Genomic DNA, 25,456 nt, shown 5'->3' on the forward strand with positions numbered 1-25,456 from the left:
GTATCCATTCAAACTAAAGCTCGAAATCCGGATCAATGGACTGGCGGTCGTCCTTGTACTCGTAGTCAACTGACTCAATAATCGACCGAGTCTTCGGATCGCGCCGTGTGCTGACGATCTTGTCGTGGGACTCGTCGAACCGCTGCTGGTCGGCGATCCGGTGGGCCGCGTTGAGCTTGGCGTTGATGTTCTTGTCGCCGAACTCCATCATCGAGCTCACGGAGGACTTCGCACCCTGCTTGGTTGCGTTGACGTTCTTCTTGTTCTGCGCACGCTGCTGCTCCCAGCGACCGCGGTCCTCGGGCGTGACGTACCCGAACATCTGGGCGAGCCGGGAACCGTACCGCTCCTGCTGCTCTACCTGCTGGTCGTCGCTCATGGTCCTGTCTCCTTCTCGTTCGTTTCCGGACTATGCCGGCTGGTAGTCCTCGGCTCCGCGGTCGCGGCTCCACTGGCCCTCCGGCCCCGGCCGGGCCGAGGGGCCGGCCCCCTGTCGGAAGGGCTGGGGCCGCGTGCGCTGCGCCGCCAGGAAAGTAGCGGGATCGTCGACCGCGGCCCGCATCGTGTCCTGCCAGTCCTCGCCGAGGGCCAGCTTGAGCTCGTGCTCAAAATCCGGGTCCTCCTTGTTCAGCTCCTCGATGGCGTCCACGTAGGCGTTCGAGTAGACACGCTGCTGCTCCTCGTCCGAGAGACCATCGATCTCCATGCTTGCGAGCATGCTCTCGGACTGGTCGAGGCGCTGCTGGAGGTCCTCGGGCAGCCCGCGGGTGTCCAGGCCCTGCTTCTTGGCCGCGAAACCGATCATGTAGCCCATGACACTGCCGCCGAGGGCCTGTCCGTCGCCACGCTGGACGCCGTCCAGCATCGCCGCCTTCATGGTTTCCGCCAGCTGCACCTGGTGCTCGTCCGGCTCCATCGGCAGGCGCAGCGTGAACATGCCCTCGTCGGGGAACCGCCGGCCCAGGTGGTCGTCGAACTCCCCGGTCCAGACCTCGCGTACCCTGTCGGTGCCCGCGAGGCGGGCCTCGTGCGGCGGGGCCTTGACGATGCGGCCGTGCGCGACGCCGTTGAACATCAGGCGCAGCTCCGGCTCGGACTCCATCCGCTCGCCGATGATCGTCCGGGCGCGCTTGACCACCTCGGCACGGTCGAGCCCGTCGTCCTCCATCTGCTGGCGCAGGCGCTTGCGCAGGGCCTTGTAGCTGGCGTTGATCTGCTTCGCGTCCTGCTCGAGGTCACGCATCTTCCAGAAGGCGTTCTCCATGAGTGCGACCTCGGTCATGGCCGCCGACTCGGGAGTAAACAACTCACGGTTGCCCCGCTCGCGGCGCTCCAGGTCCTCCAGGCGGGTACGCCAGCGTCGGGAAAGGAAGTCGTCCCTGCTGGTGCCCCACCGCCCGCCCGACTTCCCGGACTGCTTCCCGCCGTCGTCGCCGGCGGCCTCCTGCGCCTCCGGCGCGCCCCCGAACAGATCTCCGACCAGAGCCGCCTGGCGCTCGGCCCTCTCGCCGATGTGCCGGGTCTTCGCGTCGATCCGGTCCTGGACCTTGTCCTTGAACGGCTGCAGGTAGGAGTCCATCTCCTTCCTGAAGTCAGGAGCGAGCATCCGCATTGCCATCATCATGCCGGCGGCCTGGATGACCGAGTTCGGGTTCACGCCGCGGGTGAGCGGACGCAGGCAGCCCTGCATCATCATCTGCATGTAGACCGCGTGCATCGCGTCGAACTCCTTCGTGCGCTCCCCGTCGTTGAAGCCGGGCACGAGCAGCTTCGAATCGCGCAGCGTCTGCATGTACGCCTCGCCCGCCAGCCGCGTCTCCGCCCGAAGCTTCAGCAGCCGCTCCCGGTCGTCGAGGCCGTCATCGTCGGCCGCAGCGCGCTTCTGGTCGCGTGCACGCTGGCGCTCCCGCTCCTCGGTCCGCTCCCGCGTCGTGGCCCCGAAGAAGCCGCGGGCACGGTCGCGCAGCCGCTCGCGCTGCCCGCGTGAGGTGTCGTGTCCGGCCTGCGTCTCCGGCTCGTCGACAATCTCCGCGTCGATGATGTCCTCCTCCCCGCCGTCCATCCCGTACACGGCATGGACGTCGCCCAACGGGTCGACAGGCAGTGCCTTGCGCCCCCGGCCCCTGCCGCCCGGACCCATTTCCTGCTCCGTGTCCTGTGTCATGTCAGCCTCCCAGTCCATAGTCGTCGTCACTCTGCTGCTGCCCGGTCTCGTAGCTCGGCGTCCAGGCCGGGCGACGGCCGCCCACGCCGACGGCGTGTGCCGAGCGCCGGCTGGCACCGCGCGCCCTGGCGGCCCCGTCCCCGGTCTGCGCGAGCACGTCACGCTTGAGGACCGCGGCATCCACCGCGGCCTCCGCGGACTCCAGGCCGTCCAGCCCGTCGAGGCCGTGCGCCGCGAACGCGTCGAGCTCGCGCGCCGCCGCGGCCCGGGCACGGCGGGTGCCCGCTGAGGCGAACTGCTCGTTCTTCTCGCCGTCGAAGACGCTCTCGCGATTCTTCGCAGCCTGCACCAGCGCCTCGAAGTCGCCGCCGTAGGCCATACGGTCCATCACCGTGCCCGCCAGGGACGGGTCCTCCTCGAGGTTGCGCACCAGGCCCGACTTCGGGTCCTCCAGCGCGCGGGCGACACGGGCGACGCAGTCCGGGTTGACCGAAACGTTGAACCCGTCCTTGGCCTCGTAGAACTCGACGAACTGGGCCTCCCACTCCTCGGCCGTGGCCTGGACAGCCTCGCCGTCGGCGAACTCGGGACGCCACTGGCCGGGGCCGGTGTGCTCGAGCTTGCGGCCGCGCCACAGATCGCGCCCGGGACCCTGCAGCATCTCGTACTTGTGCCGTGCCTCCGCAGCGTCGTGCTTGGCCTGCAGGATCGACTGGGTCACCGGATAGGTCACCTCAAGCACCGCCTTCAGGTCAGCGCCACGCAGGGCGCGCACCGCACGCTGGGAGAACGAGCCACCCAGTCCCGTGCCGTGGGCCTTGATCGCCGTGGCGAACATCGAGGCCTCCTGGTCCTCCTGCGTGATGCCCGGCGTGCCCTGCTCGTCGCCGAGGTTGCGGGCGTAGTCCCCGAGCTTCTTCTCGCTACCCTTGGCCCCGGTCTCGACGCAGACTTCGCGCACGCTCTGCAAGTGCGCCTCGCGGCTGCTGAAGGTCAGCGCCGAGCCGAACTCGCCGCGCTGTGCCGAGCGATAGAGATCGCTGAGCTCCTCGACGAGGACCTCGTGGCCGGCGGCAACCTCGTGCGGATCGCTGACGAACCGCAGGCGGTTCGCCTCCTTGACGACACTCTCAAGGCTCTCCGCCAGCTCCGGGCTCTTGGACAGCGCCACCTGGGTGTCCAGCGAGACCTGCATGGCCAGCGGGTGCGAGCCGTCGGCCTTCACCACGCCGGTGTCCAGGAGGTTCGCTCCGACCGAGAGCCTGGCCATCGCCTCGGCCTTGGCGGCCTCGCTGTGCAGCCTCACGACGGCGACCGCGTCACCGTCGAAGTCGCCGTCGAAGCACTGGTCCATCACCGGGTTGATCGCCGCGCCGGTGAGCCGGTCGTCGATCGCCACGCGCATGTAGCGCACGCCGGCGTCGCGCAGGACCGGGTCGCGCCAGACCAGCGCGTGATCGCCTTCGGCCAGGCCCAGCTGCTCGGCCTTGACCGAGCTCAGAGCGATCTGATCGATGTCCAGCCGAGGGTCGGCGGTCCAGACCATCGTGGCCGAGTCCGACAGGCGCGAGCTCATCAGCCCGGTCTTGAAGATGTTGTTCTTGCCGGTCAGCACGCGGTTCTGCACGTCCGTGGTGATCGCCTCGAAGGCACGCTGGGCCCGCGAGACAGACTCGCTCATGCCCCGGCGCACCTCGGCGCGCTTGTCCGGCGACAGGCCGTGGTCGTCCAGCTGCTCGGCCATGTACCGGTAGCGGCAGGCTTCGACGAAGACGTCCTGATAGCTGCGCGTGTAGTCATGCGTGACGGACGTGCCGTCGTCGAACTCCTGGCCGCTGCGCAGGTGCGAAGAGAGCACCGGCAGCTTCCACGAAGTCGCGCTGACCGTCTCGGTCAGCTGACTCGTCGGGTAGGTCAGCGGAAAGGGGATTTCCATGTCGCCGCCACGATCGCCGATCAGGTCGCCGAAGGACTTGCGCATGGCCGTGGTGTTCAGCCCCGGCGTCGCGCCTTCGCTGCGCGGCTGCGTGCGCATCAGCTCCGGCATCGGGATCAGACGGCGCTCGGGCCGCTCGTCGACACTCTCGGCCTGGCCCACGACACGCAGGGTGCCGTCGGCCTCCATGTCCAGTCCCGCCACCAGCAGATACTCGCGCAGGTTCGACTCGGCACCGGAGTTGTGGCCGTAGAACTCGCGCATGATCGCCGGGCAGTCCTGGGACTGCAGCGCCCAGGCCAGCTGCGAGGAGGCCTTGCGCCCCTTGCCGGCGCGCACCTGTTCGTCGTCGTAGATCTTGGTCTTCTCGTCGACAGCCATGTGGGTGACCACGAACCGCATCTCGCCCAACCCTCCGTCGACCGGCCCGGCATCGGGGCCCTGGACGGCCGGGCGGCGGATGTCGCCCACGGCACCACCCATCAGCTCGCGCGCCGATCCGGCGTTGCGGCGGGAGATCAGCGAGAACGGGCTCATCACCACGTCGATGCCCTGGTTCTCCCTGAACCAGGCCACCTCCTGCTCCAGGCCCTGGGCACGCGCCTCATCCGGGTCCATGTGGCGGTCGACCACCAGAGAGACGACACCCTTGTTGCCGTGCAGATCGCTGATCTTGTCGCCCACGACGAGGTCGCGCAGCTGGCCACCGGCCCCGCGGATGCGATGCCGCTCGGAGAACTCCGTCGACACCACGATCGGGTCGTCGGCCGTCCAGCCGCCGAAGGTCATCAGAGCGGTGCCGGTCGGCTTCGTCACCTCGGAAGACTGCATGATCGTCGAGGCCGTCATCTGCTGGCGGTCGAACGGGTCATAGCGCAGCGTCTCCAGCTCCGGCCGGCTCATCAGCGGGGCGCGGGAGCCGGTCACGGTCTCCGGGTCACCCGGCTCAATCGTGCCGTCGGGGCGCACGGCGGCGTCCTCGGTGAGGTAGCGCACGATGCCCTGGTTGGTCGCGCCGCCGGTCATCACCGGATCGAAGAAGCCGCCGGGAGCCGTCACATGGTTACGGTCGGTTCCCGTGAGCACCGTCATGTTCCGTCCACCGGTGAGCCGCCAGGCGTCGAAGACGTTGTCGTCGGCCGGGTCGGTGCGATCGCGTTCGGCGCGGTACTCGGCGTAGATCGTCGAGCCCTGCTTGATCTCGTTGGAGTAGCGCACGCGCTTGGCCTCGGTCTCGAGGATCGAGGCCGTCCACTCGTCCAGTCGTGCGGTGGCCTTGCCGGTGGCGGGGTCGACCTCATACGTCGTGGCCCGTTCGATGAAGTCAACCGGGTGCTTGGTGCCGTAGAGCTGCGAGTACACCGCGTTCAGCGAGGCCGGCTCGCCGGTCCGGCTGCGGCCGGAGACGAGGTCACCGGCAAGCTGGTACTGGATGCGCTCGTGCATCAGCTGTTCGTAGCCGCGCAGCACCGTGCGCTCCTCGACCGACTTGGGGGCCTCGCCCGGGGTCTGGGCCTTGATCCGCGCCTCGTAGCCGGGGACGATCAGCGCGTTCTCGCCACTGGCGAAGCGCGTGACAATCTCCCCATGGCTGCCGACATCGAAGACTTGGCCGATCTCACCGGAGACCGGCGTGGCCTTGCCGTCACGACGCAGCTTTTCGGCGGTCCAGCTGATGACGCCCTGCGCGTCGACCAGGATCTCACCCGGCGTCGCGGCGTTGCGCTCGATGCTCTCCCGGACGGTCTGACCGATCCGACGCATGAACTCCGAGGGATGCTCGGCGATGGGGGCGGCGGTGGCCGTGTGGAAGGAGACGATCCGGTCCTTGAAGCGGGTCGCCTGGAAGCTGGTACCCATGAGCTCGGTGGGAGGCACCCCGCAGCGGCGCAGCGCCGAGGCGAGGTTGTCCAGGTTCGACCACTGGCCGGTCGGGCTGGTCATGTACTTGGCGACGCGGGCGGGGTCGAAGCGCTGGTCGAGCCACTCGCCGTCGATCAGGTGCGGCTCGGCATCCCAGGTGCCGACCAGCTCGAACGGAACGTCATCAGCGTGCGCACGGACCTTGTCGGCGGCCGTGCCACCATAGACGAGGTTGCCCAGGTCCGGAAGCTCACCGGCCTGCAGCTCGCCGATCTCCTCCAGGCGCTCCTGGTACATCTCCTCGGTCGCGCCCGGACGCAGCAGCTCGCTGCGCGCTCCGGTGAGTACGTCCCAGTAAGAGCGCTGGATCGCCGCGACCTCGGGGTCAGAGGCATACTCCGGGGGCTCGATCTCGTCGAGCGCGCCCTCGGTGCGCTGCAGCTCAGACTCCGCGCGCAGAATCAGCTCCTCGACGCCCAGGGCGGCGCGCAGGTTCTCCCGCGCGGTGTCCACGGCCTCGCGACCGTAGGCCTCGGCCGGCTCTGCATCCACGAAGAAGGTCGGCAGGGAGTGGTTCTTGGCATCCCGGCGCAGCATGACCTTGGACCCGGGGCGCGGGGCGCTCTCACCGGGGACGACATAGTCCGCGACGACGAACATGCTCTCGCGGTCGACGTGATAGCTGTCCGGCACGTCGATGAGGGAGCGGCCGCGGCCATGCTCGGGGTGGCTGGAGCCGACGACGCCGACCACCGTGCCGGGAAGATCCTGGCGTTCGATGGGCAGGCCTTGGGCGAAACGCAACAGCCGCACGGCGTCCTCGGAAGTCGGGGCGGGCACGGCCATGCCGCCGGGCACCCGGTGATTGGTGCTGTAGCGCAGCACCGTTCCGTTGTAGTAGATGCGCGCCCCGGCGTACTCCTCCTGGCGCGTGTCAGTGAGACGGATCTCCATGCCGGTCCCGGAGATCCGGGCCTTGATCTGCCCGGGCTCACGGTCGCGCAGGACCTCGTAGGCCACGCCCTGGGACTTCAGCTCCTCGAGCAGCGCCGCCGAGCGCGCCACCGCCCGCTGGGACATGAAACGGTTGCGGTCAACGCGGCCGGTCTGCGGGTCGCGTCCGCCGTCGATGACCCACTCGCGGACCTGGTCGTACTCCTGGCGGCTCATCTTGTCCATGAGCGCCGTGAGGCCTGCGGCGTCGTCGTTGGTCATGGCACGGCCGGCCTCGTACGGCTTACCGTCCTCGTCGAGCCGCCAGAGCGTCATGTTCCCGCGGCGCGGCTCAGACAAGGACTCCACCTCGCCGCCGGCGTTCTTCACGATCGTCTCGTCGGGAATGTACAGCCGCTCGGTACCTGCGCGCTTCACCGTCGCGCGCTCGGACCAGGCCGGGTCGTAAGGGCTGATCGGCAGCCGCGCCGAACGCGGGTCGATCTCCGCTCCGACGCCCGTGGCACGGGTGAACTCGCGCTGCAGCGTCTGGTAGCGCTCGTTGGCGGGGGAGTGGTCGCCGAACTGCGCCTCGTAGTCCGGGACGCGCTCGGAGAAGGCCGTGTCGATCGCAGTCAGACACGCGGTGACGCCGAGTCCGGGATCAGCCAGGGCGGTTCCGCGCTGGCTGAGGATCTGGTCGACCCGTGCACGGATGGCCTTCGCCTGGGAGATCGGAATGATCTCCCCGCTCTGCTCCCGGGCCTGCTCGACTGCCTTGTAGAAGACGTACTCGTAGAAGTACCGCCTCAGTCCGTGTGCCTTCTTCATTGCTACTCAGCCTCCTGTAGACGCTCGGGGACATAACTATGTATAGATCATACCCTTATGATTCAAATGGAGGCGATAGACGAGTCAGAAACGAGCCAAAAGACGAATGCCGGGACAGTCGAATTGCATCGACTGTCCCGGCACGGAGCGAATAGACCCGCCGGCACTACCCCCGGGACTTCATCTCTACGGCCATGGCCCGGTCGAAAGCCCCGTCGGCCAGGACCTCCCAGCTGGGCAGCGAGGCCAGGTACGTGTAAAAGGCGGCGTGCACCTTGACCGTGGCCAGCGACCGCAGATCCTCCTCGGTCACGTCCTGCTCGGCGAACACGCGCGAGCCCTCGTCGCTGATCTGGCCGTTGATCCTGCGGGCGGCGTCGGTGTAGGCATCGGAACGGACCTGGCTGATGTAGGTCTTTGACCCGTCGGCGCTGCGCAGCTCGCCGTCCCCGCCGACTGAGAAGTGCTCGCGGTCCCGCTGCATCTCCACCAGCGCGGTCTTGTACGCCTCACCAATCTCAAGGTCCAGGGCCTTGACCTTCGCCGAGCCGTCGAGATTGATCAGCATCTCCTTGCTGACCGTGCCCTCGGCGTAGACCAGGCGCTTGTGGTCCTTCTGCGTCGCCTGGTGGGCAGCCACGGTCGCGGCCACCTCCACGTCCTCCAGGAACTCCTCGTCGTTGCCCAGCATCATGGCCTCGTAGTCGTCCGGGTCCACGACCACCGGGGCATTGGGATCGCCACTCTCGTCGGTGAAAACCATCCGCGTGATGACCTCCATGACCTCGTCCGAGTAGACGTCCGGGTCGAGGCGCTCGATGTCGATGTCCTTGTAGTCGTACGTCTCCTGGTAGAGCGTCTTGGCGTCGGCCGCCCTGACTGCCTGGGCCATGCGCTTGTCGAGCATCTTGACGAAGTCCGGCTGGTTCATGCGCACGTCGAACTCCATCGCGGAGCTGAGCGTGGGGATCGTCTGCAGCGAGTACTCGTGCCCCGGGTGGGTGATCGTGTTGCCGAGCAGCTTGAATGACATCGGCAGGATCGTCTCGTTGCGGTTCCAGACCGGCGCGTCGCCGGCGCGCAGCACGATCGAGTTGCGCGGCGAGAGGAAGGCGAAATCGTTGTACTTGATCAGCGGCTCCTCCTCCGTCGACCAGGTGCGCGAAATCGCTCCGTCCGTCTTCCCGCCGACCACCTTGTCCAGGTTCTGCGTGATCTGCTTCGAGCTGGCGTGGGTACGGTGAGTCTTGCCGCTCATCTTCTCCAGCGTCTCAATCATCGAGTCGTCGGTCGACTTGAGGAAGACGATGTTGCTCGTGTTTCCCTGCACAATCTTGTCGACCGACTCGCCGTAGACGTCGCGCAGCTGCTGCAGCGTCTGCAGGATAAGCGTGAACTGCTGCTCCTGGCCGAGGCCGATGGAGAGCATGGTCTCGAAGCCGGCGATGCCATTACCGTCGGACTGCAGGTTGCCGAGCTCGTCGAGCATGAACCGGGTGCGGTAGAGCGGCTTCTGGTTCGACTTGGTCATGTACGACTGGTCAAACGAGACGTCCACCAGCTGCTTGACCAGGATCAGGATCAGCTTGGCGTACTTCATCAGGTGCGGGGGAGTGACGAGAAAGACCGCCTTGGGCGACTCCGAGTACCGCGCCATCGTCTGCGTGATCGCGCGCGCCCGGACCTCGACCTCCTCAGGGTGCCCTCCGCCGGAGAAGTCCAGCTTGCGGCTCGGAAAGGTCGTGTCGCCGGGCTGGAACGAGAGGATCTTCCCGTCGCGGGTGCCACCCTCCCGCACCGGTCGCAGCTCGCGCAGCACGCCGTTCTTCACGATCTTCTTGCCGGTGACCGGCTCGACCACGAAGTGCCGGCCGTTGAGGGAGAGCTGGCAGCTCTTGCGGAAGTGGAAGTAGAAAGTGCGCACGAGCATGCCGCTCTGCGGGTTCTTCAGCTCCAGCTTCAGCCAAGCCTCGTCGCCGGGGAAGATTCCCTTGAAGTTGTAGCGCGCCCAGCCCACGCGGCCGACGATCTCCGAGTGCTCGAAGTCCTTGCCAAGGTTCTGGGTGAACATCGGGTCCGCGTACGCCGACCAGCTCGCCATCTGCCCGAGCAGGTGGTCGCGCTTCATGAAGTTCGGCGAGAACCGCACGCCCAGCCGCCGCGGGAAGGACAGGCCCGCCAGGTCAGTGTTCTGGCTCGGCTTGCCCGAGGTCAGGGTCGAGATCGTCGGGTCGGTGAAGAAGCTCATGCCCGTGATCGCGATGCCGTAGACCGAGGACATCATCTTCTCCGCACCGGCCATGGCGACCAGGGCGTTGTGGGCGTTGCCGACGAGCGTGCGCATCGAGTTGCGCGGCAGGGCCTGGGTGGCGTTGAAGTAGAGCGTGAGCAGGTCCTGCTCGGCCTTGCCCTCCCATAGGAAGTCCTTCTCGGCGACCTTGGCCTGCTCCTCGGCCAGGGCGTCCTCGTCCTCTTCGAACTCGCCGTTCTTGATGCGCTTCTCCAGCTCGGCAGCGGGGTTCTTCCACTTCTTCGAGGTCAGCTGCACGAAGAGCTGGTAGCAGTTGTACAGCGTGACCTTTCCCCACATGTCGTCCAGCCGCTGCTCCAGCGTGCCCGGGTCCATGCCGGTGGCTGCTGCGTACTCGCGCAGCTCACGCTCCTCCTCGAGGTAGTAGTCGATGAGACCGTAGGCGGCCCGTTTGAAGGCGTTGTTCGCCGCGTTCGGCCAGACCGGGTCCTCACCGCCGTCCAGCGGGAAGAAAACCTCGCCGATGTTCTCGATGTAGAGCGCGCACTTGGTCGAGTCGCCCTCGCGGGCGGCGTCGGCGGCCATGCCCAGCGGGTTGTAGATGTCGGTCTTCATCGCGTTGATCAGGTTGAACTGCACCGGCTCGAAGCCGCGCGTGACCAGCGGGATGTAATTCTTGACGAGCAGCTCGCCCTTGGGGTCGTTGATGACCATGTTCGAGGGCTTCTTCTCCCGCGACCACATGTCGATCATCGGCTCGATGTAGGTCTGACCCTTGCCCGCCCTGGTGATGGCCAGCACCATCGTGTTCACGGGAGCAGTGTCGACGATGTAGGCACCGGCAGGGCGCTGGACTTCGTACGCCGGGAACTCCCAGTCATCGGTGATCAGGTCCGACACCGTACGGTAGGGCCCGAGCTTGTCACGGTTCGCGCCCTGGAGCTTCCCAGGGTCCTTCGCCTCTTTGGCCTTGCGCCGGCTCTCCTCGGTCGGCGGGTTGTACGGGATCACCGTTGCGTCATACTTCCGGCGCAGCCGCTTGTCCCGGGGCAGGCCCGAGGCGTCAAAGAGCGCCTCGCCGAACTCCTCGTCGATCAGCGGCAGGGTCTCGACCAGCGGCTCGCCGTCGTCGCCATCCATGACCTCACCCTTGTAGTAGACGATGTTGCCGTCCTGGTCAATCACGTCGGACTCTGCGCGCCGGGAGACCTTGACCGTGCCCAGCCCCTTCTTGCTGAGCATCATGTGACTGATCATCGAGCTGACCTGCACCCCCGAGTGCGCACCGGCGTCCGGGAACCAGTCATAGTTCTGCTGGACCTCCTCCGGCAGCGCGATGTGCTGGTCGTTGCGGTGGTCGTTGATGTCCGTGTGGTCGACCGTCGCGTTGTGCTTGGCGACCTGGCGTCCGGTCCAGGTGGAGATCACGATCATGACCAGCGCGCCCGATCCCAGCGTCAGGAAGAGCTTGAACCCGGTGACGGACCCCAGCTGCCCGCCGACGTTCGTCGCCGTGGGCGTGGCCCCCTGGTCAGCCTTCGGGGCGTCCTGGGCGGCGCTGCCTGCGTGGGTCCACCACGCTGGCACCGGGACGTCCTTGAGATCCGGGTAGCACTTCGAGCCGATCTCGGGGTTACCCTTCTCGTTGACGGCGCGGTAGCACGTCATCGGGGCCCCGCCCTGGCCTGTCGTGGTGTCCTCCACGTAGTACGAGTCCGGCTTTCCGCCGCTGTTTCCGCCCAGGCCACCGCCCATCGTCGCCCCGAGCGTGAGCACTGCCGTAGCAATGACCGAGTACAGCACCCACGCCACGATCGCGACCAGCAGGCCCGCGACGCCGGCGAGCACGAGGCCCGACGTGTTCGACTTCTTGCTCAGCCGCTCGCCGCGGTCCAGCTGCTGGTCTTCATAGACGTCCCGGTTCGTCAGCGTCTCCTCCGGCCGACGCGCCGAGATCTTCTCCCAGCCGCTGGCCTTGGGCCGTGCCGCCCTGCGCTTGCTGCCTGCCATGGTTCTCCCTGCCTGTTTCCGCGTGTGTCTGTGTGTCCTGCGCCTGTTGTGATTGCGGAAGACGCCGACGGCGCACGGGGTGCGAGCCCCATGCGCCGTCAGACCCCGTCGATCTCCGAGTCGGATCAGCCGCCCATGGCTGCCCCGCCGATGAAGCCGGCGAGGCCGCCGAGCACGGGCAGCGCGACGATCAGGGCGATGAGCATCTTGTTGTAGCGGCTCTGGATCTCCGAAGCCCTTGCCAGCTCGCTGGCGTAGGACTCCTTGTCCGCAGCCATCTCCTCCAGCCGCGCCTCGTAACGGCGCTTGACCGAGTCCTCGACAACCTCCATCTGCTGCAGCAGGTCCGTGTTGCGCTGCGTGGCCGAGTCGGTCTTCTCCTTCTCGAGGGACAGGCTGTGCTGCCATTCCGTCTCGCGGGCCTGCATCTGGGTGATCGCGTCCTTGCGGTTGCGGTCGAGCTCGTCCTCCATCCGGCGGATGCGGTCGGCGTGCTCGTTGCGGATCGACTCCAGCAGTGCCTCCTGCTCGCGGCGCAGGACGCCGATCTCGTCGGTAGTGCGCTGGTGCTCTGCCAGAGCCTCGGCCTGGGCGATGTCCGCCTTGCGGTTGTCGTCGACGATCCGCTGGATCTCGGCCTTCCACTGCCCCAGACGCTGCTCCTCGGCCTCGAGGTAGGCCTTCTGCTTCTCGGCCAGGACCTCGAAGATCCGCGTAGTGCCGACCTGCATCTTCAGGGCGGCGTCGGAGCGGCGCACGCGCAGGATCTCCTGGCGGTCGTGCGAGTAGGAGTTCTCGAGCACCCGCTCGATCTCGGCGACAGCGTCGGCCTGCTCGCGCTCCATGCGGGAGCGGTTGCGCTCCTTGTACTGGATCTCCGCCTGGAGGGCGGCCTGCTCGGCGAGCTTCTTCGCCTGGGCCTCGTAGTCCTGGACGATCTCGGCCTTGCGGGTGCGGATCCGCTGTTCCTTCTCGGACTCCCGCTCGCGGTGCGCCGCCTCGGTGCCGTCCTTGAGTGCCTTGTAGCGCGAGCCCTCGCGGTCGGTGGCCACGTCACGGATGACCTGCTCGACGTGGGCCGACATGAGGTTCACGTACAGCGTGCGCAGTTCGTCCTCGTGCGCCCACCGCAGCTGGGCAAGATCGGCGTTGGCCTGCCGGTTGAGCTGGGCGACCTGGTCGCCGAGCCATTCGGTCGCACCCTGCGGCACCTCGATCTGCACGACCGGCGCGCCGATGGCGAAGGTCGCATTGAACTCGTCCAGGCGCACGTCGAGGTCCAGGTCCTCGGAGAGGAAGCGGCGGGCGATGACCTCGCGCACCTGCTCCTGGTTCTCCAGCAGGACGGCTTCCTCCTCAGCCGGGGCGTACGCCGTATCGTCGGCGGTCACGGGACCGGACTCCTCATCGAACTCCTCGAAGCCGGCCGTGCCGTCGAAGCCGGGCTCCGGCTCCACCGCAACCGGGGCCGCGTCCTCGTCTCCGAAGTCGACGGCTTCGTCGTCGAACACGGGCTCATCGCCCGCAGCGTCGAAGACCGGCTCGTCACCGGCACCCTCGTCCCCGCCGGGGATCGAGTCGAAGATCGGGTCACCCTCGTCGGCGGTATCCACGGCAGCAACAGCGTCCGCGTCCGACGCGGGAAGGGTCCCGGGCTCGTCGGTGGTGACGCCGCTGTGCTCGCGCCAGGCCTGCGCTCCGACAGCCTCCTCGAGGCTCAGCGTGCCGGAAGCGACCTCCTGGGCCTGCTTGAACGTGGCCTCGGCTACCAGGTCCACCAACAGCTCGCCGCTGGGCTTCTGCCAGACGACGGCCCAGGAGTACTCCGCGCCAGCCAGGAGCGAGTACTCCTCCATGCGCGCAAGCGTCTCCGTGTTGGGGATGATGCCGAAGACCTCTTCGCCCAGCATCTCTGCCGTGGCGACGGTCTTGATCTGGTCGGAGTCAATGAGCTCGATGAGCGAGCCCTTCGCCTCGTCGCGGCCGTGCCGCTTGCTCAGCCCTCCGATGGACTCGGCGGCCAGCACGAGCATGACCCACGCCGTGCCGCTGGGGAAGACGAACTTCGCGTTCGACCGCAGCAGTTCGACTGCTGCGGGGATCGCCGTCTCCCTGACCACGGACGACAGCAGCTCGTCAGGCTTCTTCTTCCGATCCTTGTTCCGGCTTCCCGCAGCCGTGCCCAGAATGCCCATTGGTGTCGATCCCTTCGATGATGAAACGCAGTTCGCCTGGTTTATGAGTATCCTATCGCTTATAAGTCGATAGGTGCAATGATAGGCAATCCGACACGACGCCGAATGGCCCGCAATGGCCGCTGGCGCAGATCAGCGCACGGCGCTCACCTCGATGCACGCATCGGAGGTGAGCATGTCCTTGTGGTCGCTCGCCAACTCGCCGACGACGTCGATCCGGATCCGCCGCTCAGAGGGATGCTCGTTGATGAACGTCGCCACTCCGGTGGTGACCTCGTCGGTCATCTTCGCCACCGCGCCACGGGCACCGCCGGCATTGGAGTCGGTGTCGCCCTTGTCGTCGATGAGGTACTGCAGGACCCTCTGGTCGATGTCCACCCGCACGTTGTGCTTGATGAGGACCTCCTGCACCATGTGGCGCAGCTTGTTGCGCACAATCTTGCGCTGCGTGTCCTCAGAGAGCGGCTGGAACGGGACGATGGCGTCGATACGGCCCAACAGCTCGGGCGGAAAGCGGTTGTCCGCCGAGGTCTCGGTGATCGAGCGGCGGATGAGCTTGTCGTACTTCAGCAGCTGCTCGCCCGAGCCCGTGTCGTCGGCCGCGTACTGCGCGATGGTCTTGTAAATCTCCGAGCCTGCGTTCGTCGTCATGACGATGTAGGTGTTCAGGAAGCTGACCTCGCGGTTGTTGTCGTCGGAGAGCCGGCCGTCGTCGAGCACCTGCAGCAGCAGGCGGGTGACCATCGCCGAGGCCTTTTCGACCTCGTCGAACAGCAGTACGGCGTGCGAGAGGTCCCAGACCCGCTTCGTCAGCTCGGAGCGGAACAGGTCCATCGAGGAGTCCTGGGCGTACTCGGACATGTCGAAGCGGATCAGGTGGCGCTGGTCGTCACCAAAGAGCAGCCGTGCCAGCTGCTTGGCAAGCTCGGTCTTACCCACGCCGGTCGACCCCGTGAACAGCAGCGAGGCCTCCGGCCGGCCCTTGTCGTTCAGGTCCGCGACCGACAGCTGCAGCCGCCGCGCGACCGCACGCGTGGCCAGGTCCTGGCTGAATACCTTCGAGTCCAGCTGCTCCTTGATCTTCGCGCCGTCGACCTTGAAGGCAACGTTGACGCCCAGGGACTCCTGGAGCACGTCCGAGAGCAGATCGCGGTCCAGCGCCCGCTTGGTGAGGCGGTGCCAGCCAACCATGCTGTCCAGCACCAGGATCGACTTGCGCGGCTGCGAGCTCGCCGGCATGTAGCGCTCGGTGTACTCATAGATCTGCCGGTAGATGTGATCGTCGTAGAACTGGTCGGCGACGTCGTAGTGCTCGGCCATGCCCTGCAGAATCCGGATCGTCGTCTCCTGGTCCGGCGGCGTCAGGTTGATGCGCTGCAGCCGTTCAACCAGCGGCTGATTCGGCGCAATGTGCCTGTGGAACTCGTCATAGGTCGTCGCGGCGATGATTCGGATGCCGCGTGCCCCGGAGGCCGCCAGCACCGGCTTGATCGCCTCAACCGCAGCATCGGAAAGCTGGATGATCTGGTGGAACTCGTCGATGAACAGGACCAGCTCCTGCTTCTCGTCCGCCACGAAGTGCTCGGCCTCGTCGAAGAAGCCCTTGAGCATGGCGGCCATGCGGTCCGAGTCGCCGGCCTCGGAGATCATCCGGGACGGATCGACCTCGAGATAGAGCCGCTCGGCGTCAGCGGCCATCGTGGCCTGGACGAGAGCGGTCTTACCCGTACCTGCCTCGGCCAGGAGCAGGGCGTTGCACAGCTCCGGCCTGCTCATCGAGGCCAGCAGCTGGAGCTTCTCGTGCTCGCGGCCGACGATCTCGCGCTCGGCCCTCTTGAGCGGGTCCGACAGCTTCGACAGGAGCGGATAGCCCTCATTCAGGTGCACTTCATGGAACATGCCGTGGAAGACCTCTCGCCAAGACTTGAATTCATCTGATAGATCAGTCGAAAGTCTATCATGGCACTATTCGGCTCGACTGCGATAGGACAGCGAAAGGCCCTCGGACTCATATCCGGGGGCCTCCTGGCCATTCACTCCGTAGGGGTGCTGTCACAGCCCCTGCTGGCGGTCCTCCTGGGACGAAGCCCCATCCTGCTCGAACTGGTAGTCGTACCGCTCGCTCAGCGGCCTGCTGGGCTCCCGGTCGCGCCGTGCCCGCTCGTTCGCCTCCCGCTGCTGACGCATCGAGGCACCCACGCGGTCGACCAGTGCGCGCCCGGCCTCCGCCCACATGTCCTTGCCCTCGTCCGGGGCCGTGATCTCGTCCAGGCCCAGCTCCAGCAGGCTCGTGCCGCTCAGTGGGCTGGGATCGTTCGTCGCCATAGCCTTCTCCTCCTCCGTGCCTGTCTCAGGCCCCGCGCTGCTGCTCGGTGCCCTCGGGCCCGCCCTGGCCCTCGAACTGATAGTCGTACCTCTCGCTGACCGGCTTCCGTCCCTGCGGCGAGGTGCCCGGCAGCTGCTCCTGAGCACCACGGCCGACAACCGAGCCCATCCGCCCGACCAGGTCCGCCCCGGCAGCGGAGCCCTGGGGGGCCTTCTGTCCGCCATGTCCGGCCAGCTCCGTGTGCAGCCCGCGGGCTGCACCCAAGGCAGCTCCCCTGGCGGCGCTGGCGGCGACGCCCCTGGTCGATGCACCAGACTGCTGGGCACGTTGGGCGTGGGCCGCGGCATCCTGCATGGTCTCGGTGCCGAGCCGCCTGGCTCCCTCGCGGAGGCCCGCGGACTGCACGGCCTGTCCGACCTTCGACCCGGCGGCCCGCTGGGTGAGCGGGACCTTCACCGGACCCTGAACCGTGCCGCCGGCATGGGCCTGCTTCGCCTGGGGCTGCTCCTGCCGGGACGATTCCGGCTTCGGCACATCCGCTGAAGTGATCATCCCCGGTGCCGGCTCAGCCTGCGGGCGCGGCCGCCGCTCGACCACGTTGGGGTTGAACCTCGAGCCCGGCTGGCCGGGAGCGGGGGAGGAGGGCACGCTGTATCGGGGACCCCGCACCGCGCCGAGGCCCGCCTGCGAGCTCGGGCCCCGCTGCTCTCCGGTATCGGGGGTGGCCCCGCGGATCGCCGCCAGCTGCTCGGGCGTGTACGACGTCGGGCGCTGGCCGTGCTCCGGTCGGCCCTGGGAACTTTTACTGAGATCTGCCATGATGATTCGTTCCTCTCTATGCGAAAGGCCCCCGGAGAGGTCTCTCCGGGGGCCTTTCAATGAGTTCTGCTGAGCCGTGGATCGGTGTCAGCCGACCGCGGGGGCCTCGGCCTCGACGACCTGCTCGGCCTGGGCGGTCTGCTCCGGACCGGCCTGGCTCTGCTTGGCAGCCGCCTGGGCCTCCTTGGCCGCCTTCATGGAGGCGAACTGGTTGTCCAGGGTCTTGGCGTCGACCTTGAAGTCGCTGGCCTCCACGGACTTGGTGTTGACCACCAGACCGGTGCCGCGCGAGGCCGGCATCACGTTGCCCTTGAAGCCGTAGACGGTGCCGACCTTCTCGCCGTCCTTGTTGAGCAGCGGCTCAGTATTCGGGCCCGCGGCCTTGACGATCTCCTCCAGCTGGCCCACCGAGTAGGGGGCGGTGTTGGCGAAGCGCTCCTTGCCGTCCGGGCCCTTCACGCGCTCGGACTTCAGGTGCAGGTTGCTCTGCTCCGGTCCGCGCGAGTCGCGGGCGTCGACCTGGATGTCGGCGTAGTGCGACTTGCCGTCCTTGGTCGCGCCGTTGTCATAGACCTTGGCGATGAGGTTGACCCCGGTCATTGCGCCCTTGCCCTTGAGAAGTGCCATGATCTCGTCCTTTCGTCGTTCCGTCCGCCACTCGGCAGAACGGCCTTGATCATTCACGTCGTCCGAGCAAAGCCCCGAAGTGCAGTGCCGAACTGCTCTATACACTAATACTCCTATAGAGCATTCCGCAACCATTCGAATGATCTTTCGACTCGTGTCCCTACTCGTGCTGGATGCCGTCGGACCGGCCTGCCGGCTCCTGCTCGGGGCCGGGGAGGACCCCGGCACCAGCCACCGCGGCGTCGACCCGCTGCTGGACACGCACCACCAGGCCGGCGTCGAGCGAGGAGGCCTTCGAACGGCGCATCCGGGCCGCCTGTTCCTGCTCTTCGCGCAGCGCCGCGATCCTCGAACGCAGAACCGGCCGCGTGGAGCCGTCCTCCACCGGAACCAGTTCCCGCGAGACCCGGGTCATCGCGGCGATGTCGTCGACAGGGAGGTCGGCGATCGCCTCGGACTGGCCTGACTGGTCGAGGTACTCCATGGCCGCCAGCAGCAGCCGGCGGCGTTCGGCCGCGGCTGCGGTGAACTCCCGCCGGGCCCGCTCGCCGATCTCGACATCGGCCACGAAGTCGTAGCCCAGGTGATGGAGGTCCAGTGCCTTGACCTCGTCGAAGGGGTGCACCGTCCCGGTCTCGATCGACAGCTGGGTGGAGACCTCCGGATCCCCTCCGGCGACGGCGCGGCGCTGGTCAGCAGGACCGGCGACGAGCACCAGCCCCGAGTCGGCCAGGTCGGTGCGCAGCTCCTGGAGCCGTTCGTCGTAGACCTGCTTCATCGTCTCGATGCGCGCGTCCAGCACCGCCCGTCCGGCCTTGCCCGCGGTCAGGTGCCGTCCGCCGGGCTGGCCGTAGATCTCGCGGCCCATCTCCTCGGCCTGGTCGGCGTCCTTCATCCGCTGCAGCGAGGCGTCCTGGCGCAGCGCCATCAGCGAGAGCAGGCGCTGGCCGTACGCGGCGACCTCCTGCTGCTGGGCGTACCACTGGCTGGCGTCGCCGACAAACGGCAGGAAGTGCTGGTACTTGCTCATCACCCGCCGGTGCCAGTCCTCTTCGTAGCGGTAGAAGTCGTAGAGCGGCCGGGAGTCCTCTACGGCCACTTCGGCCTTCTCGGCACGCTCCCATTGCCGGGCCAGGTCGCGGTAGGCGCTGGCCTTGGACTTGTGATGCTGCAGGCGGGAGGCATAGCTGCGCAGCCGGAAGCCGAAGGAGACGACATCGTCCTCCGAGCTGCCGTGCTGCTGCTGGCGCTCTGCGGCCAGGGCGGCCATCTCGGCGTAGTCCATACCCATCACCTCAAGCATCGGCGTACGCACCCGCAGCTCCTCCTCGGGCAGGGCGCGCAGCATCTGGTAGACCCCGTTGACCGCCCGCTCGGTGATCTGGTTGCGGCCCGCGTCGACCAGGCGCTGCCACGCGTCGGTGGGCAGGCCCTCGGCCTCGCGGCGCTGATTGGCGTACTCCACGACCCTCTCCATTGCCGCCGGCAGCGGAGAGCCCGGCCGCTCCAGCTGCTCGGCCACCAGCTCGGAGACCAGACGGTTGGCTTTGCGCATCCGCAGATCGTTGGTTCCGGCGCGCCACAGCGAGCGGTCGGCGGGCAGGCAGGCCAGCAGGAACTGGGGGAGGGCCTCTGAGCGCATGCGCTCGTGTGCCCAGCGCTTGATGAAGGTCGTCACGTTCCTGCGCTCGTATCCGACGGCGCTGGACAGGTGCGCGACGACCTGCTTCTCGTCCAGCCAGGCGTCCACGCCGCGCCGCAACCGGGACTTGTGCCGATCCAGAAGCTTGCCCCGCTGGGTGCCGTCCTTGGCCAGGCGGCCGTGTCCGGCGTCGACCATCGCCAGGTGGCAGTGGACGTGCTCGGTGTCGACCTGGATCACGCCGACGTAGCGCAGGTCGTCGAAACCGCTCGTGCCCGAGCTCATCCGCTCCAGCCCGTGCATGATCGCCATCCGCAGCTTCATCTGGTCGATGTGGCCGCGGTAGTCCCCGCGGCCTTCGCAGTGAAAGTCCTCGCCGACGATGCGGTGCCGTTTCAGGTATTCCTCATCGAAGGAGAGCACGGTCTTCAGCACCGTCTTGCCGCTCTCGAAGTGTTTCTGGATGTCCCGGGACGCAGCCCGCAGCTGCTCGTCGGAGAGCGACACTGAGCCGTAGCCGAAGGCCACGCCGCCATCGCCCTGGGCCTGGCGCATTGTCGTCTTGGCCTCGACCCTGCTCGTCCCTGCGCGCTCGACCGCGCTCTCGCGGGCCATATAGCGCAGGATGAAGTCGTCCGTGCGCAGCCGCTGGATCGGCGCGAGCGACTCAGTCGCCTGCTCGCGCGCCATGTACCGGGTGACGTAGTCGCCGGGGGTGCCGCCCCGGGACCCCTTGCCGCCGGGCAGCGGCACACTGAACTCGTTGACGATGACCACTGACTGCTTCAGGCCCATCCCGCCTCATCCCTCCGTCGTGTGAATGCACAGAACCCCGGCCGCTGTCCTCCAGCGACCGGGGCCCGTCCTGACTGCTCTGCCCGCCTCGGCCTCAGTGGCCCAGACCGTGCCCGTCTTCCTCGCCGAAGTCGAGGTCGGCGGCGCGGCGGGAGGCCTCGCGCTTGCGCTCCTCGAGCGTCGGCGCGGGCACCTCCTGCCCGGTGGCCTCCTCATCCAGACCAAAGTCCAGATCGTGGGTCGCGCCGGCATCCGGCTCCGCGTCCGCAGGGGCGGCAGTATCCTCCGGTCCGTCCAGGTGCAGGGCCGGGGCCACACGCTGGTGGTACAGGTGCTCGGGCGTGCCCTCAGTGCGCTCCAGCTCAGCCTGATACTGCTCGCGCTCCGCGGTGATCTCGGCCTCGACCGCCAGCAACTGCGCGGTGACGCCCTCGGCAGCCGGCTGCTGCGCCTCCGGCCGCTGGAGGTTCTCCGCCTGCGCGACCAAGTCGAGCTCGTCCTCGCTGAACAGCGAGTTGATCGCGTCGGAGCGGGCCCGCAGGCCCCGCTGGTCGACGACGGACTCAACCGGACCATGACCATCCTTGGAGCGATCAGCGAAGTAGGCCGCCAGGTCGTACTCGGTGGAGGCCAGGTCGATCTCGAGATCGGCGATGCGGTGCACGTTCATGAAGACCACGGGGGCATCGGCCTGGTCCCCAGACGGGGTGAGCACGAGGGCATCCACCCTGGCGGGCAGCTCCCACTCGATCCCCGTGAGCTGGTCGGGCACGGTGAACGAAGGGCTGAAGTAGCCCTTGGCCGCCAGTGCGACCAGCTGCTCGTCGTCGAACTCGTAGAAGGCGTCGACCTTCTCGCCCTGGCCGTGCGAGTAGGTCACCTGGGTGATCCCGTACGGCAGCGGCTCGGCGGGAGTGATCGAGCGCAGCTCGCCCACGACGTGCAGGTAGGGCCGGTAGTTCTCCTCCTTGCCGCGGTGCTTGAGCTCGACAGAGTCGACCAGCACCCCGATCTGGGCATCGAGGCCGTCGTAGCGGTGCGCCTGCACGCCACGCTCCCGCAGGGCCCGGTCGGCCCACACGTCGTTCATCATCAGTCCAGCAGTGCGCATCAGTTGCTCCTCTTCCGGTTGGTCTTCTTGCTCGGGCGGGTGGTCCTGGGGGCGGCGGTGGCCGGGGCCAGCGCCGGGGTGCGGGCGTCGCGCACAGCCTGGATCCGGCAGGTGGACCAGCGCCACATCCCGCGCATCGCAGCGATCTCCGCGGCGGCCAGCAACAGGACCACAAACAGCAGCGGGGCGATCCACATCGCGACGGTCCCGGCCATGGTCAGGTCGCCGCTTACTGCGCCCGACTGCCGGTGCAGCCACGCGCCGAGCATCGGGATCACGACCATCGCAGTCATCGAGGCCAGCACGTAGTCGGCGATGAGCACGACCGAGCGGAAGAACACCGCCCAGATCAGCACCGGCGATCCGCCGGAGCCCTTCCCGGGGGCCAGGCGGCGCAGCGCGCCGGCCAGCTTCGAAGGGCCACGCCCGGCCTTCGGCTTGACCGGGGCCTTCTCGACGGGGACTGCAGTGGCAGCCTCCACGCGGGCTTCGTGCTCGGTCGCGCTGCCGGTCTTGTCCAGAGTCTGGATCGTCATTCGTCTCGTCCTTCGTGGTTGTCGTGTCGTGTCTGTGCGGGTGTCCCGCCGGTCAGCCGCTGTGGCTGGGTCCGGGGCTGGCGGTATCGGCCGGTGAAGCAGAGGCAGGTGGCCTCTGCGCGGCAAGCTGGTCCCGCGTCCGGCCCGAGGCCCGGTACGCTTCGAACGAGGCGACCGTGCCGTCCTGTCCGGTGGCGAAGGTGAAGACCACGTACTCACTTTTGGCCGTGGACTTGCCGTCGGCGGACACCGGGTCCAGGCGCGCCACTCCGATGTAGGAGTAGTCCAGGCCCTTCACCGCGGCAACGTCGACGTCGAAGTCGGCCAGCTGGTACGCCGTCCCCGCGCCCTTTCCGGCACCGGTCGCTGCCATCCACTCCGGGATGAACTCGGTGAGGGTCCGGGACGAGGTCCCGAGAAACCCGTACCGGGCGTCGAGGGCGGCCTGCGTCTCCTTGACGGTCCGCGAGGCGGCCGAAGAATCCGTCAGGCTCAGCAGCACCGAGCGCGCTGCGGCCCGGTCCCGGTCGGCCCGCTCGGCATCCATCCCCGGCAGGGCAGCCAGCAACCGGGCATGCTTGGTCTCAAGTGCCGCCTGCGCGTCCTCCTGCTTGCCCTGGAGCTGGACGATGAGCTGGTCGGCCTTGGCGTCGGCGTCCGCCGAACCGTCGGCCAGCAGCGCCGGGGCCAGAGAGAGCAGCGACAGCGCCAGCAGCGTTCCGGTGCTGCAGACCAGGACCTTCCCGGCCCTCGCGCGCACCCAGTCCTTCACGTCCTCGATCACGGTGCCTTCACCTCCTGCCGCAGGGCCTCGCCCGTGGTCGTCGTTCCGGTCTGGACCCCGGAGAAGCTCTTGCGGGTCATGTCGTAGTCAGCCCGGGCCCAGGCCAGTACCGCCGGGGCCTGCCCGGCCGCCGGGCGGGTCTGCACCGCCAACCAGGTGACCCGGATCGTGCCGTCCACCTCGACCGAGTAAGGGCGCTGGGCGACCCACTTGAAGCCGGAGTCGAAGCTCATCGGAATCTCGTTGCCCGCGGCGACGTCCTTGTCGGAGGCCAGCAGGTACCAGGGTTGGAGAGTGGCCTGCCCGACGTCGGGGGCGAAGTACGGGGTGAGGTTCCGGCGCGTCGGCTCGGCGGCAGCCTGGTCCAGCGTCCCGCCCGAGTCCGCCACCGAGGGTGTCAGGTAGCGGTACTCGTTCTGCAACCGGGCGATCTGTTCCGCAGCTCCCTGTGCCGTGACCAGGGCGCGGTCAGCGTCCTTGGCCTCCGGGAGGGCGTCGGTGCGCACCGCGGCGGTGCGGATCTGCTCGCGCAGGGAGACGATTTGCTGAGCCTTGTCTTGGCTGACGGTGGCCTCGCCACCAGAGAGACCTGCGCCGACCAGGAAGCAGAGCAGCGCAGCTGCCCCCGTGCACACCCCGCCGATGGCCGCCCGGCGGCTCATCAGCGCACCCGGGACATTTCCGTCCCCAGTGGGGTCGGCGTCGCCCGGTGCCGCACCGGCGTCCGGCGCGGCCACGAAGCGGGTCTTGCGGACAGGCTTGTCAGCCTGCACACCCGACTCGCCGATCTTTGTCGATGCCATTGCCCCTCAACTCGCTCTTCGTCTCGAGTACCAGTACAACTCTATCAAGAAGATGAGTCGAAAGGGAGTCGGATCATCTGGAATGACGAGTCGAACCGCCAGCGGGAATGGCGGACAGGCCAGAGACCTTCCCTTGCGCGTCGACGGTGAGGTACACCAGCACGGTCCGGTACGACTTGACCCGGTCCGGTGCCACCTTGTTCTGGGACACCGCATCGGAGGTAGCCGCCACCTCGATCTGCACGGCATACGTGTACTCGTCCGCCGTGACCTTCACGACCTCGAGGTCCGCGTCGGCATTGACCGCCGAGTTCAGCCCTTGGGTGTCGATGTAGTAGTAGCGCTTGCCCGCGGCGTCTTCGTTGAAGCGCGCCGGCGGCATGAACTGCTTCAGGAACTGCTCGTCCTCGGACAGGTGGTAGCGCTCTTTCAGGTCCCGGCGAGCGGCCTCGTAGGCCTGGCCGGAGTCCCAGGTGAATGCCGTCTTCACCAGGCGGTCCACGATCTGCGTGTCGTCGTGGATCCGGCTCTGGCTCACGCCGAGCGACTGCATGACATCCTGCTCGACCTGCTCGGACTTCGCGGTCCCGACCGAGGCAAGCTGGCCCTGAAGGCCCGTGATCGTCTGCTGCTGCTGATCCAGTGCACTGCGCTGGGACCCCCATGTCAGGCCGGTCACCGTCACGGCGGTAACCAGCAGTACCGCGACCCCGACCACCAGGGCGTTGCGCCGCATGAAGCCCGGTTCCGGCGCTGCCGTTTCGTCCGTGCCGTCAATCTGCTGCTCCTGCATCATCAGCCCTCTCCGCTTCCGTTACCCGTCGTCGATGCGCCCTGCTGGTGCTCCGCGCCGGCGGCGGTCACCACGACCTTGAGATCCGCGAAAGTCCCGGCCTTCCCGTCGTAGGAGTAGGCCGCGTTCGCCCACGCCAGCACCTGTCCACCCGCGGTGTCCCGGCACAGCCAGATCACCCGCGCCGTGCGCGTGGTGCCCGTGGCGTCCTGGGTGGCGAGGTCCGGCATTACCGACTCGACCGACCAGGCGTACGCTCCAGGCGAGGAAGCCTTCAAACCCTCGTAGCGCACGTACCAGGGGAACCGCGGGTCGATCTGCGTGCTCGGGTCGAACGGCGTCACAGAGGTCCAGGAGTAGGCCCCCTTCTCGTCGGCCAGGAACGAGCGCGGGCTGAACAGGGGTGCCAGCGTCCGGCGGTGCTCGGCGATCTGCAGTGTCGCCGCGTTCGGCGTACCGTTGCCCGCATTGGGCTGTGTCGCCGCCTCGTGGTGCAGCTGAGCGAAGCGCTGCTGGGCCTCCGCGACCTTCTGGGCGTCCTTTGCGGCTGCCTCCATCAGCCGCGTCATCTTTCCGGGCAGATCCGGGGCGACCGGAGTGCTCCTGGCATCCTCGATCTGGACCTGGAGCGCGGAGATCCGGTCGGCGTTGGCCGCGTGCTCCACCTCGAATCCCTTGCCGCTCACTCCCGCGGCCGCCGCGAGCCCGAGGATCGCTACGCCCATTGCGGCGCTCAAAACCAGGCGCGTCCGCCGCGCCGACTCCTCCGGAGTGCGTGCCTGCCGCTCTCCGCGCCGCTCGGAGCGCCAGCCCTCGAAGCGGGCCTCGAGTTCGACCCCGCTGACCCGCCTGCGGGTGGCGGGGGCCTTCAGCTTCTTCGGCGCGCCGTCCTCGTCCTTGACCGTGTCCCCGGCCCTGCCACGCGCATCATCGTCCGCACTCGTCACGATGCCCGCCCTTTCTCGCGTTGTCCTCATATATGACTCCAAGTCTATCTGTAATGGTCATTCAATAACGAGTCTGCCCCATTCGACAGG

General features: G+C 67.7%; 16 protein-coding genes. All 16 read right to left on the reverse strand.

Annotated elements, in window-relative coordinates; all coding sequences use genetic code 11:
* Positions 1-13 precede the first annotated feature (13 nt).
* Positions 14-379, reverse strand: a complete 366-nt coding sequence (locus tag ABIE00_RS08735) for a hypothetical protein (protein ID WP_166185560.1) — start codon at positions 377-379, stop codon at positions 14-16.
* 30 nt (positions 380-409) lie between these two features.
* Complete coding sequence (locus ABIE00_RS08740; RefSeq protein WP_354259138.1) at positions 410-2,164, reverse strand: hypothetical protein; 1,755 nt, start codon at positions 2,162-2,164, stop codon at positions 410-412.
* A gap of 1 nt (position 2,165) precedes the next feature.
* Entirely contained in the window at positions 2,166-7,727 is a 5,562-nt protein-coding gene (locus ABIE00_RS08745; RefSeq protein WP_354259141.1) for a hypothetical protein, read from the reverse strand.
* A gap of 166 nt (positions 7,728-7,893) precedes the next feature.
* Entirely contained in the window at positions 7,894-11,988 is a 4,095-nt protein-coding gene (locus ABIE00_RS08750) for a type IV secretory system conjugative DNA transfer family protein (RefSeq protein ID WP_133830703.1), read from the reverse strand.
* Positions 11,989-12,113: 125 nt separating this feature from the next.
* Positions 12,114-14,183, reverse strand: a complete 2,070-nt coding sequence (locus tag ABIE00_RS08755) for a coiled-coil domain-containing protein (protein WP_133830702.1) — start codon at positions 14,181-14,183, stop codon at positions 12,114-12,116.
* 132 nt (positions 14,184-14,315) lie between these two features.
* Complete coding sequence (locus ABIE00_RS08760; RefSeq protein ID WP_257371042.1) at positions 14,316-16,082, reverse strand: AAA family ATPase; 1,767 nt, start codon at positions 16,080-16,082, stop codon at positions 14,316-14,318.
* Positions 16,083-16,235: 153 nt separating this feature from the next.
* Entirely contained in the window at positions 16,236-16,508 is a 273-nt protein-coding gene (locus ABIE00_RS08765) for a hypothetical protein (RefSeq protein WP_354259146.1), read from the reverse strand.
* A 25-nt stretch (positions 16,509-16,533) separates the two neighbouring features.
* Complete coding sequence (locus tag ABIE00_RS08770; RefSeq protein ID WP_354259149.1) at positions 16,534-17,328, reverse strand: hypothetical protein; 795 nt, start codon at positions 17,326-17,328, stop codon at positions 16,534-16,536.
* A gap of 87 nt (positions 17,329-17,415) precedes the next feature.
* The gene (locus tag ABIE00_RS08775) at positions 17,416-17,955 is read right to left on the reverse strand and encodes a hypothetical protein (RefSeq protein WP_071416492.1); all 540 of its coding nucleotides are present in this window, start codon (positions 17,953-17,955) and stop codon (positions 17,416-17,418) included.
* Between the two features lie 160 nt (positions 17,956-18,115).
* A complete protein-coding gene (gene mobL / locus ABIE00_RS08780; RefSeq protein ID WP_166651670.1) occupies positions 18,116-20,392 on the reverse strand; it encodes a relaxase MobL in 2,277 nt (758 codons plus the stop codon).
* A 94-nt stretch (positions 20,393-20,486) separates the two neighbouring features.
* Positions 20,487-21,503, reverse strand: coding sequence for a hypothetical protein (locus tag ABIE00_RS08785; protein ID WP_133830699.1), 1,017 nt, complete (start codon positions 21,501-21,503; stop codon positions 20,487-20,489).
* Positions 21,503-22,039, reverse strand: a complete 537-nt coding sequence (locus ABIE00_RS08790; protein WP_354259154.1) for a hypothetical protein — start codon at positions 22,037-22,039, stop codon at positions 21,503-21,505. The genes ABIE00_RS08785 and ABIE00_RS08790 overlap by 1 nt, the downstream gene beginning before the upstream one ends.
* A 52-nt stretch (positions 22,040-22,091) precedes the next feature.
* A complete protein-coding gene (locus ABIE00_RS08795) occupies positions 22,092-22,823 on the reverse strand; it encodes a hypothetical protein (RefSeq protein WP_133830697.1) in 732 nt (243 codons plus the stop codon).
* Positions 22,820-23,626, reverse strand: coding sequence for a hypothetical protein (locus ABIE00_RS08800; RefSeq protein WP_133830696.1), 807 nt, complete (start codon positions 23,624-23,626; stop codon positions 22,820-22,822). The genes ABIE00_RS08795 and ABIE00_RS08800 overlap by 4 nt, the downstream gene beginning before the upstream one ends.
* 73 nt (positions 23,627-23,699) lie before the next feature.
* Complete coding sequence (locus ABIE00_RS08805; protein WP_284975291.1) at positions 23,700-24,422, reverse strand: hypothetical protein; 723 nt, start codon at positions 24,420-24,422, stop codon at positions 23,700-23,702.
* Positions 24,422-25,396: a hypothetical protein gene (locus ABIE00_RS08810; RefSeq protein ID WP_354259158.1), complete on the reverse strand. Its 975-nt coding sequence runs from the start codon at positions 25,394-25,396 to the stop codon at positions 24,422-24,424. Before ABIE00_RS08810 ends, ABIE00_RS08805 begins: the two co-directional genes overlap by 1 nt.
* Positions 25,397-25,456: the final 60 nt, after the last annotated feature.

Origin of the sequence: Arthrobacter sp. OAP107 (genome assembly GCF_040546765.1) — a bacterium.
In the GTDB taxonomy this organism is placed as follows: domain Bacteria; phylum Actinomycetota; class Actinomycetes; order Actinomycetales; family Micrococcaceae; genus Arthrobacter.

What these genes read in the sequence shown, in the direction of transcription:
- ABIE00_RS08735 (WP_166185560.1), bottom strand. Translation starts at nt 379, where the DNA reads ATGAGCGACGACCAGCAGGTAGAGCAGCAGGAGCGGTACGGTTCCCGG.
- ABIE00_RS08740 (WP_354259138.1), bottom strand. Translation starts at nt 2,164, where the DNA reads ATGACACAGGACACGGAGCAGGAAATGGGTCCGGGCGGCAGGGGCCGG.
- ABIE00_RS08745 (WP_354259141.1), bottom strand. Translation starts at nt 7,727, where the DNA reads ATGAAGAAGGCACACGGACTGAGGCGGTACTTCTACGAGTACGTCTTC.
- ABIE00_RS08750 (WP_133830703.1), bottom strand. Translation starts at nt 11,988, where the DNA reads ATGGCAGGCAGCAAGCGCAGGGCGGCACGGCCCAAGGCCAGCGGCTGG.
- ABIE00_RS08755 (WP_133830702.1), bottom strand. Translation starts at nt 14,183, where the DNA reads ATGGGCATTCTGGGCACGGCTGCGGGAAGCCGGAACAAGGATCGGAAG.
- ABIE00_RS08760 (WP_257371042.1), bottom strand. Translation starts at nt 16,082, where the DNA reads ATGTTCCATGAAGTGCACCTGAATGAGGGCTATCCGCTCCTGTCGAAG.
- ABIE00_RS08765 (WP_354259146.1), bottom strand. Translation starts at nt 16,508, where the DNA reads ATGGCGACGAACGATCCCAGCCCACTGAGCGGCACGAGCCTGCTGGAG.
- ABIE00_RS08770 (WP_354259149.1), bottom strand. Translation starts at nt 17,328, where the DNA reads ATGGCAGATCTCAGTAAAAGTTCCCAGGGCCGACCGGAGCACGGCCAG.
- ABIE00_RS08775 (WP_071416492.1), bottom strand. Translation starts at nt 17,955, where the DNA reads ATGGCACTTCTCAAGGGCAAGGGCGCAATGACCGGGGTCAACCTCATC.
- mobL (WP_166651670.1), bottom strand. Translation starts at nt 20,392, where the DNA reads ATGGGCCTGAAGCAGTCAGTGGTCATCGTCAACGAGTTCAGTGTGCCG.
- ABIE00_RS08785 (WP_133830699.1), bottom strand. Translation starts at nt 21,503, where the DNA reads ATGCGCACTGCTGGACTGATGATGAACGACGTGTGGGCCGACCGGGCC.
- ABIE00_RS08790 (WP_354259154.1), bottom strand. Translation starts at nt 22,039, where the DNA reads ATGACGATCCAGACTCTGGACAAGACCGGCAGCGCGACCGAGCACGAA.
- ABIE00_RS08800 (WP_133830696.1), bottom strand. Translation starts at nt 23,626, where the DNA reads ATGGCATCGACAAAGATCGGCGAGTCGGGTGTGCAGGCTGACAAGCCT.
- ABIE00_RS08805 (WP_284975291.1), bottom strand. Translation starts at nt 24,422, where the DNA reads ATGATGCAGGAGCAGCAGATTGACGGCACGGACGAAACGGCAGCGCCG.
- ABIE00_RS08810 (WP_354259158.1), bottom strand. Translation starts at nt 25,396, where the DNA reads ATGAGGACAACGCGAGAAAGGGCGGGCATCGTGACGAGTGCGGACGAT.